We start from the raw sequence: 19,624 nt of genomic DNA, 5'->3' as shown, positions 1-19,624 counted from the left end.
CCTCATAAAATTATTATATGATAAGTATCACAATCATATATTTGTTCAATGTCCGTGACTCGACTTAGGATCATGCAACAGCAATAAAATCCAAGGTCAGCCATGAACTTCGTGTCAGACAACTATCAGGACATCCGGGACGGTGTGCGGGCGCTCTGTGCCCAGTTTCCGGCGGAATACCACCGCAAAGTGGATGAGGAAAAAGCCTATCCGGAAGAATTCGTGGATGCTTTGACCCAAGAAGGCTGGATGGCAGCTTTGATCCCTGAGGAATATGGCGGCTCTGGCCTGGGGTTGGCAGAAGCCTCGGTGATCATGGAAGAGATCAACCGTGCTGGGGGCAACTCGGGGGCCTGCCACGGGCAGATGTACAATATGAACACGCTGGTGCGGCATGGTTCGGAAGAACAGCGCCAGAAATACCTGCCTCTGATTGCAGAAGGTAAATTGCGCATTCAGTCTATGGGCGTGACGGAACCCACCACGGGCACCGATACCACCAAGATCAAAACCACGGCGGTCAAGAAAGATGGTCGCTATGTGATCAATGGCCAAAAGGTTTGGATCAGCCGCGTACAACATTCCGATTTCATGATCCTCTTGGCCCGGACCACGCCGCTGGCCGAGGTCCAAAAGAAGTCCGAAGGCCTGTCGATCTTCCTCGTGGACATCAAAGAAGCGATGACGTCCGGGATGGAGGTCAAGCCTATTGCCAATATGGTCAATCACGAGACCAATGAGCTTTTCTTCGACAACTTGGAGATCCCGGAAGAGAACCTGATCGGCGAGGAGGGCAAAGGGTTCAAATACATTCTTACAGGCCTAAACGCCGAGCGAACGCTGATCGCGGCCGAGTGTATCGGCGATGGGTATTGGTTCACGGACAAGGTCACGGAATACGTGAGCAACCGCGAGGTTTTTGGCAGGCCGATCGGACAAAACCAGGGTGTGCAATTCCCAATTGCCGAGGCCTTCATCGAGGTTGAGGCGGCCAACCTCATGCGCTGGAAAGCCTGCGCGCTGTACGATGCGGGCAAACCTTGCGGGGCCGAGGCGAACATGTCCAAATACCTGGCGGCAAAAGCATCCTGGGAAGCCGCCAACGCCTGCCTTCAGTTCCACGGTGGTTTCGGTTTTGCCAATGAATACGACATCGAACGGAAGTTTCGTGAAACCCGGCTGTATCAGGTGGCCCCAATCTCGACCAACCTGATCCTGTCTTTTGTCGCCGAGCACATGCTTGGCATGCCGAGGTCGTTCTGATGCTGCCGTTGGAAGGAGTAACCGTTGTTGCCATCGAACAGGCCGTTGCAGCCCCCTTCGCATCCGGTCGACTGGCGGATGCTGGTGCGCGGGTGATCAAGGTCGAGCGACCCGAGGGCGATTTCGCGCGCGGCTATGATGACGTTGCCTCGGGACAATCGAGCTACTTTGTCTGGCTGAACAGGGGTAAGGAGTCGGTAACGCTGGACCTTTCTTCAGAACAAGGCAAATCCAAACTGGAAGAGCTTATTTCCGAAGCGGATGTGCTCATCCAGAACCTCAAGCCCGGCGCCATGGCGAAACTCGGATTTTCCATCGAACGTCTTCGGAAAGATAATCCCCGGCTCATCACCTGTTCCATATCTGGTTTCGGCGAAGACGGGCCGATGGCGAACCGCAAGGCTTATGATCTGCTGATCCAGGCAGAAAGTGGTTTGTGCTCGATTACAGGAGGACCGTCCGAGCCAGCACGCGTGGGGATTTCCATTGTCGATATTGCCACAGGTGCAGCTGCGCATTCCGCGATCCTCGAAGCGCTGATCCGGCGTGGGGTCACTGGCGCCGGTGCCGAGATTTCGGTGTCCATGTTTGACGTCGTGGCGGATTGGCTGACTGTACCGCTCCTGAACTATGAAGGTGGCAAAAGTCCCAAACGCATCGGTTTAGCGCATCCGTCGATTGCGCCATACGGGGTGTTCTATCCCAAGAGTGGCGCACCGGTGCTGATTTCGATCCAGTCGGATCGGGAATGGATCAAACTTTGCTCTGAATTCATTGGCGATACGGCACTCGGCACAGACCCTCGATTTGCGACAAACGTCGCGCGGGTCAGCAACCGTACCGAGGTAGACGCACTGGTAAGCGAGGCATTTGCTCGCTACGACTCTGAAGAGGCGGTTGCCATGCTTTCAGAGGCAAATATCGCTCTTGCATCGGTCAACGATATGGCGGGACTTTCCACTCACCCCCATCTGCGGCGGATCAGCGTGGCCAGCCCGAATGGAACTGTCAGGTTTCCCGCTCCGGGGGCACGGTTCATGGGTGAGGACCGCACATTCGGCGCGGTCCCGGCTCTTAAACCTGTGGGAGGCTGATGTGGAACTCGACATCCAATATCTTCAAAGCTGGATTGGTCGTGAAGAAACCGGTTGTGAAACTCTGTCCCCTTCGCTGGCGGCGCAGTTTGATGCCACATTCGACATTCCCTCCGATACTGCGCCGCAAGACCGGGCTCCACTGCTCATACATTGGTGCTTGAGTCAGCCCATCGCACCAATGTCAGAGCTTGGGCGCGACGGGCATCCCGCGCTCGGGGGTTTCCTACCTCCCGTTCCGTTGCCGCGTCGTATGTGGGCGGGCGGTGCGATTGAATTTCACGACTGCATTCACATAGGTGACAAAGTCGAACGTCACTCAGTGGTTTCGGATGTTCAGCTGAAAAAAGGGCGAACTGGCGCGCTGTGTTTCGTCACGGTTAATCACGAGGTTTCGATAGCTGGACGGGCCGTGCTTAGCGAGCGTCAGGACATCGTTTACCGAGATCTGCCCAAGGAGGGGCGGACAAAGGCGGTGCCTGAACCAGCCAAAACCGGCACACATAGCAAGGTGATCACTCCACATCCAACGCTGCTTTTCCGTTATTCCGCGCTTACCTTCAACGGACACCGGATTCACTATGACAAGCCGTTTTGCATCGACACGGAAGGCTACCCCGGCCTCGTCGTACACGGACCAATGCAGGCCACGATGCTGTGCCAATACGCAGCCAATTTGAAGGGCGCACCGCCCAAGAGTTTCCACTTCCGCAGTCATTCGCCTGTCTTCGATGATACTGATTTTACATTGAACGCCGAGGCGACCGGCGATGGAATGAAACTTTGGACAGCTGCTATTGGTGGGCCGATCGCAATGGAGGCGGTTGCGGCATGGTGAATACGATCCAAGTGCCACTCTTTGTTCCTGCCACGCGCCCGGAACGGTTTGCAAAAGCGGCTGCTTCGGGTGCGGATGCCATCATCGTGGATCTGGAAGACGCCGTGGCACCTGCCGACAAGGATGCAGCGCGCGCAAATGTCGACGGATCATTTTCGGATTTGCCGGTCATTCTGCGTATCAACGCAGTGGGCACGCCTTGGTTTGCTGATGATGTGCAGGCGCTAAAGGATCGCGGCTTTTCGGCGGTGATGCTACCGAAATCGGAAAACCTCGACGACATCAATCAGATCACCGCGCAGGTTCCCGATCTGCCGATTATCGCACTTGTGGAGACAGCCAAAGGCCTGGGCCGCGCGCGTGAAATCGCAGCGGCTCCGGCGGTAACGCGCCTCGCCTTCGGATCCGTTGATTTTAGCGCCGATTTGGGCTGTGAGCACCAGCGCGACGCGCTTCTGCTGGCTCGTTCCGAGCTTGTTCTTGCATCTCGAATTGCCGGAATATCTGCACCTCTTGATGGTGTGACGGTCGAGGTTGCAGACCCTTCGGTGTCCGGGGGGGATGCTGAGCATTCGAGGGCTCTCGGGATGACGGGGAAAATGTGCATCCACCCGAACCAAATCTCCAAGGTAAAGCATGCCTTTATGCCAAGCGATGTTGAGGTCGAGTGGGCACAGCGCGTTTTGAAAGCTGCCGAAGGCGCGGTGATGATCGATGGTGAAATGGTAGACGAGCCGGTGCGCAATCGAGCCCGTGTCATTCTGGCCGCAAAGTTCACGGGTGCGGAATAAGGCGACTGGTTAAATCGCGCCGGCAAGCTCTCGGCAACTCGGGCTGCCAAGAATGTGGATTGCCAGGTTGCTTCGTCGAAAAATTCTCTGAAGTGTCAATTCGGGTCGCGCCTCAAGAAATTTGTCCGCCTTCAAGCGGTTGCAGGAAGATGGCGATCGACAAAAGCGGTGCCATCGCGGCTTGTACCAAAGCCACCAACAAGATGTTGAACGACTTTGGTTGGGTTCTGTTTGCCTGAACCCCCTTGTTTTGAAGCAATGGAACTGAGCTAGTTTACAAGCCAATCGACGACTTGCCGCACCTCGCGTCTTACAGGGTCGCTTCCGCGCACTTCGACAAAATAGCCATGCGTTGGGGGGATATCCTCGTCGAAAAGTCGGACGACCCTTCCTTCAGTGAGGTCCTGGTCAATCAGCGGCAGCCAACCGATCACGATCCCCTGTCCTTCGGCAGCACCGCGCAGAAGGGCGTTTGCGTCCTGGAAAATCGAGCCACGCAGCCGGTTGGCGACTGGGACATTCATGGCAGAAAACCAATCCAGCCATCCCCAGTGGTTCCTCTGGTGCAGCAAGGGTAAAGCCAGCAAGTCCTTTGGGTTCTCGATCGGCCCATGGGCGGCAAGAAAGGACTTGGAGGCAATGGCGACCGGGCTGAGTTCAAGCAGTTTGACCGCGTCGCTCGCTGCTTCTGCCATACGATCCCAGCGGATCACGATGTCGAGGTTTTCCCGAGCACTTGTACCGGGTTCGAAGGTTGGCAGAACCTCAAGCTCGATGTCCGAGTATGAGTCCCAAAAATCACTGATCCTTGGCATCAGCCAGCGCGCTGTAAAGATCGGGCCTGCGGCCAGACGGACCACCTTGCGTGTGCGACGGTGGAGTGTGCGCACGGCTTCATCCAATATTCCAAAGGCCTGCGCGGCAGCGACCGCAAGCCTCTTGCCGTCTTCGGTCAGCGTGACATCACGTCCGCTGCGGACGAAAAGCTGGGTGCCAAGCTGGTCTTCCAGGCCGCGAATGTGGTGGCTGATTGCTGTCGGGGTGACTGACAAATCCTCGGATGCGGCGCGGAAACTGCCCAGACGGGCGGCAGTTTCAAAGGCGCGTAAGGCGGGAAGAGAAGGTTTCATGCCAAGCCTAATGAGTAGTTTAACTCATCTATTGATGAGCACGATGCCTTTGTAAATATAGAAAAGCTCTGAAAAGATTGTGCAGACGAAAAGCAAATCTCATGAGTCTATGGTCAATCCCAGTCGCCGCAGAGGTCGAAAAGACCGCCTGAAAGATACCACCCAGGACGAAAACGCTCTGCCGGTCTGGCCAGGGGTAATTGGTGGCCGTCTGAAGCCGCTTTCTGAGGATGAGGTGAAGCTGGTCGAGAACACTGCCTTTTCGCTGCTGGAAACGCTTGGTTTAAGTCAGGCCATTCCATCGATGATTGACAGGGTGCTTTCGGCTGGCGGGACGATAACGGACGAGGGGCGTTTGCTGTTTCCCCCCGATCTGGTTCGGTGGGCCATTGACGGGGCGCAACGCGGTTTCACGCTCTGCGGGCAACAGCCTGACCGCGATCTGAAGATCGAAGGGGCGCGCGTGCATATGTCGACCGGCGGGGCGGCGCCGGGCGTGTTCGACCTTGATACCCACGACTATCGCGACTCCACTTTGCAAGATCTCTATGACGCGGCGCGGATCGTGGATCAGATGGACAATATCCACCATTTCAGCCGGTCGGTGGTGGCGCGGGACATTGAAGACAATGCTCTGATGGACATCAATACGGCCTATGCCTGCTTGGCGGGCACGTCCAAACATGTGTCGATTTCGATCACCGAGCCACAAAACGTCGCCCGGATCGCCGAGCTTTGCTACTGCATCGCAGGTGGTGAGGCCGCGTTTCGCGCCCGCCCTTTTCTGACGGTCATGGTCTGCCATGTGGTCCCGCCGATGCGCTTTGCGGAAGAAGCCTGTGAAGTGCTGGAATTGGCGATCAAGGCAGGCTTTCCCGTTCAGTTGATCAGTGCCGGGCAGGCCGGGGCGACCAGCCCGGCGACAATTGCGGGATCGTTGGTTCAGGCGGTGGCTGAAACTCTGGCCGGGATGGTCTTTGCGCGTCTGGTCGATCCCGAGGTAAAGGCAATCTTTGCGCCCAAACCGCTGGTTGCCGATCTACGCACCGGTTCGATGAGCGGTGGCGGCGGTGAGCAGGCCATTCTGATGGCGGGGGCTGCGCAGATGGGACGGCATTGGGATCTGCCTACCAGCTCGATCGCCGGGATCACCGATGCCAAGCGGCTGGACGCTCAATACGGGGCCGAAAAGTCACTGGCCGTAACCATGGCGGCCCATGCGGGGTCAAACATCGTCACCCAGGCGGCGGGCATGATGTCGAGCCTTCTGGGCGTCAGCCATGCCGCCTATGTCAGCGACAACGATCTGCTGGGAAACATTCTGCGCACCATTCGCGGGATAGAGGCAACGCCGGAAAACATTGCCGCGGATGTTATTGCGGACGTATGCCGCGGAGAGGGTCACTACCTTGGCGAAATGCATACGTTTCGTCGGATGAAATCGGACTACTTCTACCCCGAAATCGGCGACCGCCGGGCGCCGCGCGATTGGCAGGAACAGGGCGGCCAGAGGATCGGAGATGTGGCGCGCGAACGCGCGCGCGAAATCCTGAAAAGCCATTTTCCTACACATATCCCTGATCACCTGGACCGCGCTTTGCGGGAAAGTTTTGACATCCGTCTGACACGGACCCAAATCGGACGACCTGAATGAACAACTCTGACCTCAGTCTGCGCGCTCGCGCAGCCCTTCCGGGTGGTGTCAGCCACGAACTGCGTTATCGCGATCCGCACCCTGTTTACATTGATCGCGCGCAAGGGGCCGAAAAATGGGACACCGAAGGCCGACGCTATATCGATTTCAAGATGGGCAGTGCCAGCCAGATGCTGGGGCATGGGCATCCCGCAATCGTCGAGGCGATCAGAACGCAGGCCGGAAAGGCGATTTTTAGTGCCGACTGTCATGAGGCCGAAATCCTCTGGGCCGAATGGATCAATCGACTTTACCCCTGTGCCGAGCGGACGCGGTTTACCGCTTCGGGCAGCGAGGCGACCATGCTGGCCTTGCGACTGGGCCGCGCGCATTCCGGCAAGGATCATGTGCTGCGGGTGGACGGGCATTATCACGGCTGGCACGACCACGTGCTCAAGGGCGCAAAACCCGGAACCCTTCAATCCGCGTCGCTGGGTGTCCCGGACGTGGTGAACGAGTTGATCCATGTCTGTGCGGCTGAGCCCAAAGCGATGGAACACGCTTTGCAGGATGAACGCATCGGTACGGTCATCATTGAAGCTTCGGGGGCCAATTACGGATCTGTGCCGCTGTCGACCGGGACGTTACGGGCATTGCACAACGTGGCGCGGGCGGCTGGCGTGGTGCTGATCTTTGATGAGATCATCAGCGGGTTCCGTTGGTCGCCCGGCGGGCGACAGGCTCGCGATGAAATCGTGCCCGACCTGACGACCCTGGCCAAGATCGTCACAGGGGGTCTGCCGGGCGGCGCGGTCTGTGGACGGGCCGAGATCATGGAATTGATGAACAACACGACTGCCCGTCAGGGCATTGCGCCAGCGGTCAGCCACAAGGGCACGTTCAATGCCTCGCCCCTGGTGGCCGCCGCGGCCTGTGCCGCGATGCCGTTGCTGGCAAGTGGCGAGGCGCAGGCCCAAGCCGACGCAATGGCGGCCCGGATGCGCGACGGCATGAACACCGCGTTGTCGGATTTGGGCATTGTCGGGTTGGCCTATGGCGACAGCTCGGTCTTTCACGTGTTCTTCGGGAGAGACACCATAGACGGTCTCAGCCCGGCTCGGATCCGCGGGATGTCCAAGGGAACGGTCAAAGCCTATCGCGACGGTATGTTGGCACGTGGGGTGGATATCATGTCCTACACATCGGGTCTCACCTCGGCCGCTCATAATTCGGAGCTGGTCGATGAGGCGCTGGAGGCGTTTCGCGCCACCCTGTCCGACATGATCCGCGACGGAGTGCTGCCATGACCCTGCCATCCCATGCCCGCACCGTTGTGATCGGCGGTGGAGTCATCGGCTGCTCGATCGCGTATCACCTGGCCCGTCAGGGGCGCAAAGATATCGTGGTGCTGGAGCGTTCGAAGCTGACCTCGGGCACCACTTGGCATGCCGCCGGTCTGGTGCGCCGCCTGCGGCCTTCGGCGACACTGACCAAACTGATCAACTATTCGATCGACCTCTATGGTGAGTTGGAGCGCGAAACCGGGCAGGCTACCGGCTGGACCCAGACCGGATCGTTGACGCTGGCCACCAACGCGGACCGGCTGACCAATATCAAACGGCAGGTCTCATTGGGTCGTGCCTTTGGGCTTGAGGCCGAAGTTGTCGATGCCAACCGCGCGAAAGAACTTTGGCCGCTGATCGAAACGGATGATGTGATCGGTGCGGTTTGGTCCCCGGCAGATGGTCGCGTGAACCCTTCGGACGTGGCGTTGGCGCTGTCGAAAGGCGCGCGGGCGCGTGGTGTGCAGATCTTCGAAGATACAGCCGTGACGGGCCTGCAAAAGAAGGCCGGGCGCATCTCGGGCGTTGAGGTGGGGGACCATGTGATCGCGGCCGACGAGGTTGTGATTGCCTGCGGCCTCTGGTCTCGCGAAGTGGCGGCGATGGCCGGCGCCCATATGCCGCTTTATGCCTGCGAGCATTTCTACATCCTGACCAAACCGCTGGCCGAGGTGCAGGCGCTTGGTAAGGGTGCGCATCTGCCGACGCTGAACGATCAGGACGCGTTCCTCTATGCTCGCGACGATGTCGAGGGGTTGCTGGTGGGCTGTTTTGAACCGCACGCCAAGGGCCTGCCTCTGGACCGTTTACCCAAGGACTTCAGCTTTGATTTGCTGGATGAGGATTGGGACCATTTCATGCCGATGATGGAAAATGCTCTGCGCCGGATTCCCGCCTTGGAACGGGCCGAGGTTCGGATGCTGCTCAATGGGCCTGAAAGCTTCACCCTCGACAGTCAATTCATGCTGGGCGAAAGCCCCGAAGTGCCTGGTCTGTTCCTGATGGGCGGTATGAACTCGACCGGGATCGCCCTGGCCGGGGGGGCAGGCAGGGCGATGGCCGAATGGATCATCGCAGGCGAGCCAACCATGGAGCTGAACGAGGCCGATATTCGCCGGTTCAACCCCGAGATGAACGTGCTGGGCGCCTTGGAGGCCCGCATCCCCGAAGTGTTGGGCCGCCATTACGACAACCCCTATCCGGGACGTGTGATGGACAGCGCACGTGGCCAGCGTCGCTCGCCCATTCACGAGGGGCTGATGGCGGCGGGCGCGCAGTTCGAGGCGCGCGGCGGTTGGGAACGGGCGGTGCATTTCGGCGGCGAGGCCGCGCATCTGCCTTTGACTTTCGGCGTGCCGGCGTGGCGCGAGCAGGTGGAGCAAGAGGTTCAATCCTGCCGCAGCGGCGCGGCCATTCTGGATCAATCGGCTTTTGGCAAGATCATGGTGCAGGGCCCAGATGCCTGCGCGTTTCTCAACCACCTCTGCGCGGCGCAGATGGACGTGCCCGAGGGGCGCATCGCCTACACCCAGATCCTGAACGAACGCGGTGGCATTGAAAGTGATCTGACCGTGCAGCGCCACGGGCCCGAGACCTATCTGCTGATCACTGGCGCGGGTGAGGTTGTGCGTGTTCTCAAACGCATGCGCGAGACCCGCAGCGATTTCCGTGTGGAGTTCACTGACGTGACCAGCGGCTATGCCATTCTGGGCTTGGCCGGGGCCAAGGCGCGCAGCGTGTTGCAGGCGACCACGAACACGCTGGTTCCTGACCTGAAACGCTTTCATTTTGCTCCGGTCGAAATCGGCCTTGCGCGCGGTTGGGCTGGGCGGCTGAGTTTCACCGGAGAAGAAGGGTATGAACTTTATATCCCCGCCGACATGGCCATGGCTGCGTATGAGGCGCTGCTGAAAGCAGGGGCCAGCCATGCGGGGCTCTATGCCAGCGGCAGCCTGCGTATCGAAAGTGGGTTCCGCGCCTTTGGCCACGAACTGACCCCCGGCACCACACCGCACGAGGCCGGTCTGGGCGCGTTCTGCGCAATGGGCACGGGGTTCGTCGGCGAAGCGGCGCTGCAGGATCACACACCTGCACGTCGGATCGTTTCGCTGCTGTTTGACGACCCCGGCGCGATCCCGATTCATGATGAGCCGGTGTATTTCGATGGGCAGGTTGTCGGGCAAGTCACCTCTGCCGCGTGGAGCTACCGTTTTGGCCGCTCTGTTGCGCTGGCGATGATTTCGGACCTGCCAAAGTTCTTTGACGAAAAACTCTCGACCGCAGACGGCACATGGGGCGTTGAGGTGGAAATCGCCTGCACCCGTTATACCGCCCGCGCCGCGCTGAAACCCGCCAAAGAGGCGTTCCAATGACAGACGCACTTCGCACCACTCAGGTCGCCATTATCGGTGGCGGGATCATGGGCGTTGCCGCCCAGTTCCAATTGGCCGAAAACGGCTGGACCGATACGATCCTGTTCGAAAAGGCCGAACTGACCAGCGGGTCGACGTGGCACGCGGCGGGCCAGATCGCGCATGCGGTCGGCAGCCGGATCGCAGGTTGGATCAATAAAACCTCGATTGAGACCTATAGGCGTGTCGAGGCGGAAACCGGTCAGAGCATCGGTTGGCACGAGGTGGGCGGGTTTCGGATCGCCACCACCGATGATGAGGTCGACTGGATGAAGTCGATCATGGGCGTCGGCAAGTTGCTGGACCTGCCGATGGAACTGGTCGGGCCGGACGAGGTGGCCAAGGGCAATCCGTATTACAGGACCTCTGACATCAAAGCCGCTGTGCAGACCTTTGAAGACGGCCACATAGACCCGTCCGGAGTCACCATGGCGCTGGCCGCGGCCTCTCGTGCGCGCGGGGCCAGGATTGAACGGCACAACCGGGTCACCGGGGCGTCGCGCAAGGGCGACATGTGGCTATTGCGTACAGAAAAGGGGGATGTGCTGGCCGAGCATGTGGTGATCGCTGCAGGCTCTTACGCCAATCAGGTGGGGGAATGGTTCGGGCTGAAAATTCCTTCGGTCTCATGCCTGCACCACTATCTGGTCACGGAAACGGTGCCCGAATTTCTGGACCGCCCCGAACTGCCCGTGATGCGCGACAACGCTTTTGGCGGCTATATCCGGCAGGAACAGAAATCGGGCCTGATTGGCATCTACGAGGGCCATGTCTGCCCCACCATCTGGGAAATGCCGCAAGGCGCGCCCTGGGCTGCCGAAAATGAGCTGTTCGAGGCGGATTACGACTCGATTGGCGATTTCCTGATGGTGGCATTGGACAAGATGCCCATTCTGGCCGATCTGGGGATCAAACGCGTGGTGCGCGGGGCGATCACCCATACGCCAGATGGCGGTATGTTGGTGGGGCCTTCGGGTGCACCGAATGTCTGGCTGTCCTGCGGGTCATCGATCGGATTGGCTTGGGGCGGCGGTGCAGGCAAAGTGCTGGCTGACTGGATGGTGCATGGTGAAACCCAGATCAACACCCGCGGGATGGACCCGCGCCGCTACGGCGATTTCAGCACCGATCATTTCATCGTCGAGCGCACCAAGGACGAGTTCATGCGCCGTCATGACACGCCGTGCCCCGGCAAACAGTTTGAAAGCCTGCGCCCGCTGAACCGCCACCCGCTTTATGACCGGCTGGCGGCAAAGGGTGCGGTGTTTGGAGAAGTCGCGGGCTGGGAACGCCCTCGCTATTTCGGTCAGGTCGACAAGGTCGAACCGATCGGCTGGGGTCATCAGAAATGGCACGAAAATGCCATGGCCGAGGCCAAGGCGACGCGGGCCGCAGCTGGTGTGATCGACCTCTGTGCGTTTGCGCAGTTCGAGATTACCGGTAAGGATGCGGGTGCTTTGCTGGACCGGGTGTCGGCCAACACGATCCCGACCAAAGACGGGCGGATAAGCCTGAATCACCTGCTGACCTCAAAGGGTAAGTTCGAGACCGAAATTACAATCTGGCGCATTGCCGAGGATCGGTATTTCACCGGTTCGGCCATCGCGCGGGCGACTCCGGATTTTAATTGGATCAGGTCTCACATCCGACCCGGTGAAGACGTGCAGATGGTCAATCGCAGCGCGGATTGGGGGATGCTGGCCCTGTCAGGTCCAGCCTCGCGCCGGATATTGAAAGAACTGACGGACGCGGATCTCAGCAACGCCGCCTTTCCCTGGCTCTCAGGGCAGGAGATCACCGTGGCCGGCACTGCCTGCTACGCATTGCGCGTGTCCTTTACCGGCGAGCTTGGGTGGGAATTGCATGTGCCGCTGGACCGGGTCGTAACGTTGTATGATGCTTTGTTCGAAGCTGGCGCCAAGCATGGGTTGGTCGATCTGGGCGCCTACGCGTTCAACGGGTTGCGGATGGAGAAGGCCTATCGCGCGAGCGCCGAATTGACGACGGATGTCGGCCCGTTCGACGTTGGGCTGGACCGCTTTGTGCGCGCCGAGGGGCGGGAATTTGTCGGCAAAGACGCCCTTCTGACCCGCGACCCGGACTGGCAACTGCTCTACGCCGAACTTCATGCCGACGACATTGATATTCTTGGCGGTGAGCCCGTGTTGCTGAACGAAACGCCCGTTGGTCTGACGACCTCGGGTGGGTTCGGTTACACGGTTGGCAAGTCGCTGGGTTGGCTATTCGTACGCGCAGGTACCCCGCGCGATGGGTTGAGCGTGCAGATCCTGAACCGCGCAATTCCCGTGACCGTCCATGAGGACGCTGTTTTTGACCCGCAGAACCTGGTGCAAAGATCCGAGGACTAGACCCATGACCAACATTACCGGCGGCGAGGCCGTCTATCGAGTGCTCAAGGCCAACGGGATCGACACTGTGTTCGGCCTGTTGGGCGGCTCAATGCTGGAGTTGTACGATGCCATGTATAAAGGCGGCCAGGTGGCCTATGTCGGAGCGCGGGATGAGCGCGCGGCAGGGCATATGGCGGATGCCTGGGCGCGAATGACCGGCAAGCCCGGCATTGTGCTGGGCGCGCAGGCCGGGCCCGGTGTGGTCAATATCGTCACAGCAGTGGCCGAGGCGCAGTTGGCATATTGCCCGATGGTGGTCATCGCTGGAGCAATCACGCGGGCCGATCAGCACAAGGATACGTTCCAAGAGGTCGATCAGGTGGCGCTGTTTGCCCCAATCTCCAAACGCTCGGTCATGGTCAGCGACCCTTCGCGGCTGGCGCCGATGCTGGAGGATGCCATCCGGCTGGCGAATTCGGGCCGTCGCGGGCCGGTTGTTTTGCACGTCCCACGCGATCTGTTTGCGGCTGAGGTGCCCGCGTTCGACCCTGCTCCAGTGAACATTGCCCGCCCAGGCCCGGCCGCCCCGGATGATATCGCGGCGATGGCTGAACTGCTTTCCTCAGCGAAGCGCCCGGTGATCTTCGCGGGTGGGGGCTTCAAATGGGGCAGGGGGCGCGAGGCTCTGACCGCTTTGGCAGAAGCATTGCAAGTGCCCGTTGTGGCCTCGACCGGTCATGCCGATGTGATGCGTCATGGTCACCCGTGGTTTGCCGGACAAGCCGGGCCGCGCGGCAATCGCGTGGCCAGCCGCCTGACCAAAGAGGCCGATGTGATGGTCGTGTTGGGCGCGCGGCTCGGGTTCAACTCGACCTTTCACAGCAATGAGTATGTCGGCTCCGAGACGCGGATTGCGCATGTGGATGTTGAGGGCTCCGCAATAGGACGCTATTTCCCCGCAGAAATTGCGGCGCAAGGGGATGCGCGCCTGACCGCCGAGGCGCTGGTGGATGCCGCCTCCAAACCCGATTGCGGGCCGTGGCGTGACGTATTTTGTGCCGAAATGGAGAACCTCCGGGTTGAGCGTGCCAAGGAAGCCGCGATCGAGACTCTGCCCATGCATCCCCGCCGCGCCTTGGCTGAGCTGCGCGACGCGCTGCCCGAAAACGCAATCGTCACGCTGGACACCGGCAACACCTGCCTGCAAGCCGCCGATCGGCTGGCGCACTACGAACCAATGTCGCTGATCACACCGCTGGACTTCGGGTTGGTCGGATTTGGCCTGTCTGCGGCGATCGGTGCCAAGGCCGCAGCCCCCCACCGTCCGGTTGTCGCGGTAATGGGTGATGGCGCGGTGGGGTATACGATGATCGAAATCCAAACTGCCATTTCCCATGACCTGCCCATCGTGATCGTTGTGCTGGACAACGAGGCCTGGGGGGCCGAGAAAGCCTACCAACAGGAGTTCTATGGTGGACGCCTACTGGGGGCCGAAATCAAATCGCCCCGGTTTGACAAATTCGCCGAGCTCTGTGGCGGCAAGGGCATTTGGGTCGAGGGGCCGGGCGGGTTGGGGCCCGCTTTGCATCAGGCAATTTCTTCGGGGGAAACGACAGTCATCCAAGCCAGGATCGACCCCGGCGCGCTGATGACATTGCGCAAAGATCTGTTCAAGACACCACAGGACGGGGCAAAAGCATGATCCCCGGCCACTATTGTGATGGCCGCCACCAGCGCCGCGTGATTAAGGCGCAAGCCTCCTAATGCAGGGCTACGCGGCCGAAGAGGAAAGCGGTCGCAATTCCCTCATTCGGACGCACGCAAGAGGTGCTGCCGGATCTTCATATCTACCCTGGTGCTTTGCAGGTCGACGACGCCGCTATTCGAGAACAACTCTCGCACAGAGCGGTAGTTTTCGGCTCTTTTCCATACAACAGGCGACGAGGTCGGTTCCCGTCCGGACAACGACGCCAGATAAGACATAGTTCCGAACAGCAGCTTGGATTTGTCGCGATGGGGCTTGTTCAGAATATACAGGCTGAGAGGTGCGTCCGGACCGCGTTCGGAATCGACGACAAAGACCTGCCCTGCGCGGAATGCGGCCTTGCCGTCACATCTTGTCCAGCGGCGCGTCGATGACTTCCCTTCGCTCAGTGCTTCGACGATCCGGCTGTAGACTGTTCCGTTGCGCTCATCCAAAAAGGCTACGTTGATGATGGCTTTGTTCGGATCGTTCGGGGCGCGGAAAAACACTTGATAAGACCCAAGAAATGGTCGTAACCGTTGCAGATCCCCCGGGAATACATCGATCAGGGGGTCTCGTCGCCGGTCCGCCTCGGTTTTCGCCAACTGAGTGGTATGGCGCCGTAGCTCTGCGGGGTCTCCCAGCAAGATATGCTCGCCCACATCGAAGAACCGACTGATACGACGCAGGTTGTTGGGCGAGGGCATGCTGCGGCCGTTGAGGTATTTGGCGAATTGCTGGTGGTTGATGCCAATCTCTCTGCAAACAGCGGCCACCGACGGGTAATCGGCACAAAGGTGGCGCAGATTTTCAGCTAAATCCTGCTGCATAAGAGGTTGAGCCCTTGGTCGCATAAACTCGCTAAAGAAAGCATAATGTGGCGTTATTGTTAAGCCTGAACTGGTGCGTGATCTTGCGGGCAACAGAAGGACACCCAGGGGAGGTCAGACAATGGATAAGTTTCAATACGTGCGGCGGATGGAACAGCGCCTGCAATTGCGCCAGGTGGATCGCCGTCAATTCATGCGTGGTGTTTTGGCCACCGGTATGACCGTCAGTGCAGCGACGCTTTTGGCGGATCGGGCGATCGCGGCGACGCCCAAAAAGGGCGGCAGCATGATTGCCGGGATCGGTCATGGCGGGACGACCGAGCAGCTCAACCCGGGGCAGATTTCAGCGGGTTTCCTGATTCCGCTGAGCCTGGGCATGAACGGTTTCCTGACCGCGATCGATGCGGACAGCAACGTGCAGCCATCGCTTGCAAAGTCTTGGGAGGCGTCGCCGGACGCGTCTGTCTGGACTTTCGAGCTGCGCGACGGGGTCGAATTCCACAATGGCCGCACGGTGACAGCCGAGGACGTGATTGCCTCGATCAATTTTCACCGTGGCGAAGGGTCAACCTCGACCGGGGCGCCTTTGCTGGCCGGTGTAAAAGAACTGCGTGCAGACGGGCCACAAACCATCGTTTTTGAGCTTGAAGGCGGCAATGCGGATTTCCCGGCAATTCTCAGCGATTACCGTTTTGCCATTTTGCCGGCAGAGGGTGACAGCATTGACTGGCAATCCGGCATTGGTTGCGGAGCCTATCAGCTGAAGGACTTCCAGCCGGGCATCTCGGCGGATCTGGTCCGTCACGTGAACCACTGGAACCCTGATGTCGCGCATGTGGACGAGTGGAAGCTGCTGGTGCTGCTGGATACCACCGCACGTATGGCCGCGCTCTCGGCGGGTTCGGTCGACCTTGCCGACAAGGTTGATCCCAAGACGGCCAAATTTGTCTCGCGTGATCCAAACGTCACGCTGCATTCGGTTGCCGGTACGCAGCATTATTCCTTCCCGATGCTGACCAATTCCGCACCGTTTGACGACAACAATATCCGTCAGGCGATCAAATGGGGTATCGACCGGCAGGAACTGGTCGACAAGATTTTGCTGGGCTATGGCGAGGTCGGAAATGACCATCCCATCGGGTCCGGTCAGAAGTATTTCAATCCCGAGCTGGAGCAAAAGACTTTCGACCCGGACAAGGCGAGGTACTTCCTGAAACAGGCTGGATTGGATTCGCTGGATGTCGAGCTTTCGTCCTCGGACGCGGCCTTCCCCGGCGCGGTGGACGCAGCGACGCTGATTTCGAACTCGGCGGCAAAATGCGGGATCAACGTTTCCGTCAAACGTGAGCCCAATGATGGCTATTGGTCCGAGGTCTGGACGAAAAAACCATGGTGCGCCAGCTATTGGGCCGGACGGCCGGTCGAGGATCTGATGTTCTCATTGGCGTTCCAATCTGGGGTGGCGTGGAACGAATCTCTCTGGTCGCACGAGAAGTTCGACAAGATACTGGTTGAGGCCCGGGCTGAGTTGGATACCGACAAGCGTCGCCAGATGTACGGCGAGATGCAGGATATCGTGGCCAATCAGGGTGGTGTCGCGATCCCGATGTTTGCCTCATATGTCTTTGCCACGCGCCCAAGTGTCGGCACGCCCGAGAAATTCGGCTCGAATCTGGATCTGGATGGAAGCAGCTTTATGGAACGGTGGTGGAAAGCCGAATAGCGTTGCTGAAATATGATAGCATCGCCAAAGATCAGAGGATGGCTCTTGCAGTCGTCCTCTGACGTGTTGGGGACAGGAAACTCATGAAACTTTTCATTGCCACTTTGTCGACCGAGACGAACACGTTTTGTACCATGCCGACCGCTATGTCGGGTTTCGAGGATTACTTCCTGCGCCACGGTACGGCGACCCAAGAGCCGCCTAACCTTATGACCGAAGCACTGCATGTGTGGCGTGAAAAGGCCGAGGCCCTGGGCTGGCAGGTCGTCGAAAGTCTGACCGCCATAGCCGAGCCCGCGGGGCCGACCACGTGCAGCTGTTATGACGCGCTGAGCGGTGAGATTCTCTCCGATCTGGCAGAATGTGGTGGGGCAGATATCATTCTGCTGCAACTTCACGGCGCGATGGTGGCCGAGCATATTGAGGATTGCGAGGGCGACATTCTGGCTCGCGCGCGCGCCCTGTGCCCGGACGCAATGATTGGCGTTTCGCTGGACCTGCATTCTCACCTGACAGAGAAGATGCTGGAAGCCAGTGATCTGATCGTTCATTTCCGGGAATACCCGCATGACGATGCAACGGCCTGTGCGGTCGAACTGTTCGATCTGGCCCGGCGTGCACATGCGGGCGAGATCACGCCTAAGATGGCGTTATTCGATACCCGTATGGTGAACCTCTACCTGACCAAAGCCGGGGCGATGAAGGACTTTGTGGCCGAGATGGCCACGGCTCAGACCAGACCCGGTGTTTTGTCGGTTTCACTGAGTCACGGTTTTCCCTGGGCAGATGTTGAAGATGTCGGTGCGCGGATGTTGATTATAGCAGATGGCCAACCACAACTGGCGACGCAACTGGCCGAGGAGTTGGGTCGGCGCTTTTTTGATCTGCGCAACGAAGTGACCACACGTTATCTGTCGATCCCCGAGGCACTTGAACAGATTGGTACGCGTTCCGGGCTGTGTGTCATGGCGGATATGGGCGACAATTCCGGGGGTGGTGCGCCGGGCGATGCCACCCATTTGTTGAAAGCCATGCTGGCGCGTGGAATGACGAACTTTGCCAGCGGCCTGTTCTGGGATCCCGGAGTGGTGCGTATTTGTCAGGATGCGGGCATCGGAAGCAGGCTGACGCTTCGGCTTGGTGGAAAAACGGGTGTGGTTTCAGGGGACCCGATCGACCTGACCGCACAGGTTATGAACATTGAAACGGGCATGGGTCAGCATCTTGGCACCGGTCTTGAACCTATGGGCACCGTGGTCCGGTTGCGACTGGAGGGCGAGGTCGACCTGCTGGTCAACGACTTGCGCGTTCAGGTTTACCACCCGGAAGCCTTCGAACAGATCGGCATCCGGCTGGCCGAAAAATCGGTGGTGGCGGTGAAATCCCTGTTCCACTTTTACGGCCCGTTCAGCCAAATCTCGGATCACATCCTGCAGGTTGCCAGCCCCGGCGGCACCCAGCCAGCGTTTCACGACCTTGCATTGACCAAACGAAAACTACCGTTCTGGCCCGCGGTTGCGCAGCCATTTGCGGATGAATGCCTTGCGGATGCCGGATAGCGGCTTCAATCGACGGTTCGGGCGGACAGAATCCAATCGCGGACAATCTCGGCCTCTGGTGTCAGGGGTCGGGATTTGGACCAGACCAGATAAAACCCATTTCCGGTTCTCCACGTCCATTCCGGTCGCGCTGCCAATATACCTTGTTCAACCAGCGGACCGACAATGTGGTGCCAGCCGAAGGCAAAGCCCTCACCCGCCATTGCCGCCTGCAGAACCAGGGCATAGTCGTTTAGGCGCAGACCACTGCGGGGCGTGACCTCGGTGATGCCGAATTCGCGGAACCATTGATCCCACGAGGGGCGTTCGCGGATGGGTTCTTCCAGATGAATGAGACGTTGGTTCAGTAGGCCCGGCACACTGCGCAAGTTCACTGCCGCAGCCATGACGCGGGGCGAGGCTACAGGGTAGATCACCTCGTCCGATATCAGCCGGGCCTCGCAGTCCGGCCAGTTGCCGTCGCCCAGCCGCACCGCAAGGCTGATGGTCTCAACGGTCAGATCTGGTTCACGGTCGCTGGACTGCAGGCGCAGGTCAATATCAGGGTGGTTTTGCTGAAAAGACGCGATGCGGGGCACAAGCCAGTAGTTGTTGAACGCCGAAGAGGCGCTGAGCGTGACGTGATCGTTGCTGGCAAACTGCCGGATCGAGGCAGCGGAATGCGACAGCATCTCGAAGGCGCGGGTGACGTCGGCAAACAGCCGAATTCCCGCATTTGTCAACGTGATCCGGCGATGACTGCGCCGGAACAGTACAACACCAAGCGATGTCTCCAGCTGCTTGATTGAGGCACTGACCGCCGGTTGCTGCACGTTAAGCTCCTGCGCCGCTCGCGTGAACGATTGCAGGCGGGCGGCGGCCTCAAAGACGACCAGATGGCGGGGTGACCCCAGTTGTTTCCAGAGCGCTTGCAT

14 protein-coding genes are annotated in these 19,624 nt (G+C 59.3%); 11 read left to right on the top strand and 3 right to left on the bottom strand.

Annotated features, from left to right (window positions below):
- The first annotated feature begins 102 nt into the window (after window positions 1-102).
- The 4 genes from GOX63_RS19785 to GOX63_RS19770 are packed head-to-tail and all read left to right on the top strand — an operon-like array spanning window position 103 to window position 3,986.
- Complete coding sequence (locus tag GOX63_RS19785; RefSeq protein ID WP_170328451.1) at window positions 103-1,263, top strand: acyl-CoA dehydrogenase family protein; 1,161 nt, start codon at window positions 103-105, stop codon at window positions 1,261-1,263.
- Window positions 1,263-2,357 carry a CaiB/BaiF CoA transferase family protein gene (locus GOX63_RS19780; protein WP_170328452.1) on the top strand — a complete coding sequence of 365 codons (1,095 nt, stop codon included), beginning with the start codon at window positions 1,263-1,265 and terminating at the stop codon, window positions 2,355-2,357. Before GOX63_RS19785 ends, GOX63_RS19780 begins: the two co-directional genes overlap by 1 nt.
- A gap of 1 nt (window position 2,358) precedes the next feature.
- Window positions 2,359-3,195 (top strand): FAS1-like dehydratase domain-containing protein, encoded by an 837-nt coding sequence (locus GOX63_RS19775; RefSeq protein ID WP_170328453.1) that lies wholly within the window; start codon window positions 2,359-2,361, stop codon window positions 3,193-3,195.
- Window positions 3,189-3,986 carry an HpcH/HpaI aldolase/citrate lyase family protein gene (locus GOX63_RS19770; protein ID WP_170328454.1) on the top strand — a complete coding sequence of 266 codons (798 nt, stop codon included), beginning with the start codon at window positions 3,189-3,191 and terminating at the stop codon, window positions 3,984-3,986. Before GOX63_RS19775 ends, GOX63_RS19770 begins: the two co-directional genes overlap by 7 nt.
- Window positions 3,987-4,255: 269 nt before the next feature.
- On the opposite strand, the gene GOX63_RS19765 is transcribed toward GOX63_RS19770, so the two are convergent.
- Window positions 4,256-5,116 carry a LysR substrate-binding domain-containing protein gene (locus tag GOX63_RS19765; RefSeq protein WP_170328455.1) on the bottom strand — a complete coding sequence of 287 codons (861 nt, stop codon included), beginning with the start codon at window positions 5,114-5,116 and terminating at the stop codon, window positions 4,256-4,258.
- Between the two features lie 109 nt (window positions 5,117-5,225).
- On the opposite strand from GOX63_RS19765, the gene GOX63_RS19760 reads away from it, so the two are divergent.
- The 5 genes from GOX63_RS19760 to GOX63_RS19740 are packed head-to-tail and all read left to right on the top strand — an operon-like array spanning window position 5,226 to window position 14,556.
- On the top strand, window positions 5,226-6,770 hold the full coding sequence (locus GOX63_RS19760) for a trimethylamine methyltransferase family protein (protein WP_170328456.1): 1,545 nt from the start codon (window positions 5,226-5,228) through the stop codon (window positions 6,768-6,770).
- Window positions 6,767-8,056, top strand: coding sequence for an aspartate aminotransferase family protein (locus GOX63_RS19755; RefSeq protein WP_170328457.1), 1,290 nt, complete (start codon window positions 6,767-6,769; stop codon window positions 8,054-8,056). Before GOX63_RS19760 ends, GOX63_RS19755 begins: the two co-directional genes overlap by 4 nt.
- Window positions 8,053-10,464 carry a GcvT family protein gene (locus GOX63_RS19750; RefSeq protein ID WP_170546906.1) on the top strand — a complete coding sequence of 804 codons (2,412 nt, stop codon included), beginning with the start codon at window positions 8,053-8,055 and terminating at the stop codon, window positions 10,462-10,464. Before GOX63_RS19755 ends, GOX63_RS19750 begins: the two co-directional genes overlap by 4 nt.
- Window positions 10,461-12,872: a GcvT family protein gene (locus GOX63_RS19745; protein WP_170546903.1), complete on the top strand. Its 2,412-nt coding sequence runs from the start codon at window positions 10,461-10,463 to the stop codon at window positions 12,870-12,872. Before GOX63_RS19750 ends, GOX63_RS19745 begins: the two co-directional genes overlap by 4 nt.
- Window positions 12,873-12,876: 4 nt before the next feature.
- Window positions 12,877-14,556, top strand: a complete 1,680-nt coding sequence (locus GOX63_RS19740; protein ID WP_170328460.1) for a thiamine pyrophosphate-binding protein — start codon at window positions 12,877-12,879, stop codon at window positions 14,554-14,556.
- A gap of 104 nt (window positions 14,557-14,660) precedes the next feature.
- On the opposite strand, the gene GOX63_RS19735 is transcribed toward GOX63_RS19740, so the two are convergent.
- Window positions 14,661-15,428 (bottom strand): helix-turn-helix domain-containing protein, encoded by a 768-nt coding sequence (locus tag GOX63_RS19735; RefSeq protein WP_170328461.1) that lies wholly within the window; start codon window positions 15,426-15,428, stop codon window positions 14,661-14,663.
- Between the two features lie 121 nt (window positions 15,429-15,549).
- Here GOX63_RS19735 and GOX63_RS19730 point away from each other — a divergent pair, with 121 nt between their 5' ends.
- Together GOX63_RS19730 and GOX63_RS19725 are read left to right on the top strand one after the other, a co-directional pair.
- A complete protein-coding gene (locus GOX63_RS19730; RefSeq protein WP_254436038.1) occupies window positions 15,550-17,151 on the top strand; it encodes an ABC transporter substrate-binding protein in 1,602 nt (533 codons plus the stop codon).
- A gap of 83 nt (window positions 17,152-17,234) precedes the next feature.
- Window positions 17,235-18,710, top strand: a complete 1,476-nt coding sequence (locus tag GOX63_RS19725; RefSeq protein ID WP_170328462.1) for a M81 family metallopeptidase — start codon at window positions 17,235-17,237, stop codon at window positions 18,708-18,710.
- A gap of 5 nt (window positions 18,711-18,715) precedes the next feature.
- On the opposite strand, the gene GOX63_RS19720 is transcribed toward GOX63_RS19725, so the two are convergent.
- Window positions 18,716-19,624, bottom strand: a complete 909-nt coding sequence (locus GOX63_RS19720) for a LysR substrate-binding domain-containing protein (protein WP_170328463.1) — start codon at window positions 19,622-19,624, stop codon at window positions 18,716-18,718.

The organism is Ruegeria arenilitoris (assembly GCF_013031355.1).
GTDB lineage: Bacteria > Pseudomonadota > Alphaproteobacteria > Rhodobacterales > Rhodobacteraceae > Ruegeria > Ruegeria arenilitoris_C.
This window is presented reverse-complemented; position numbering and strand designations above follow the sequence as displayed.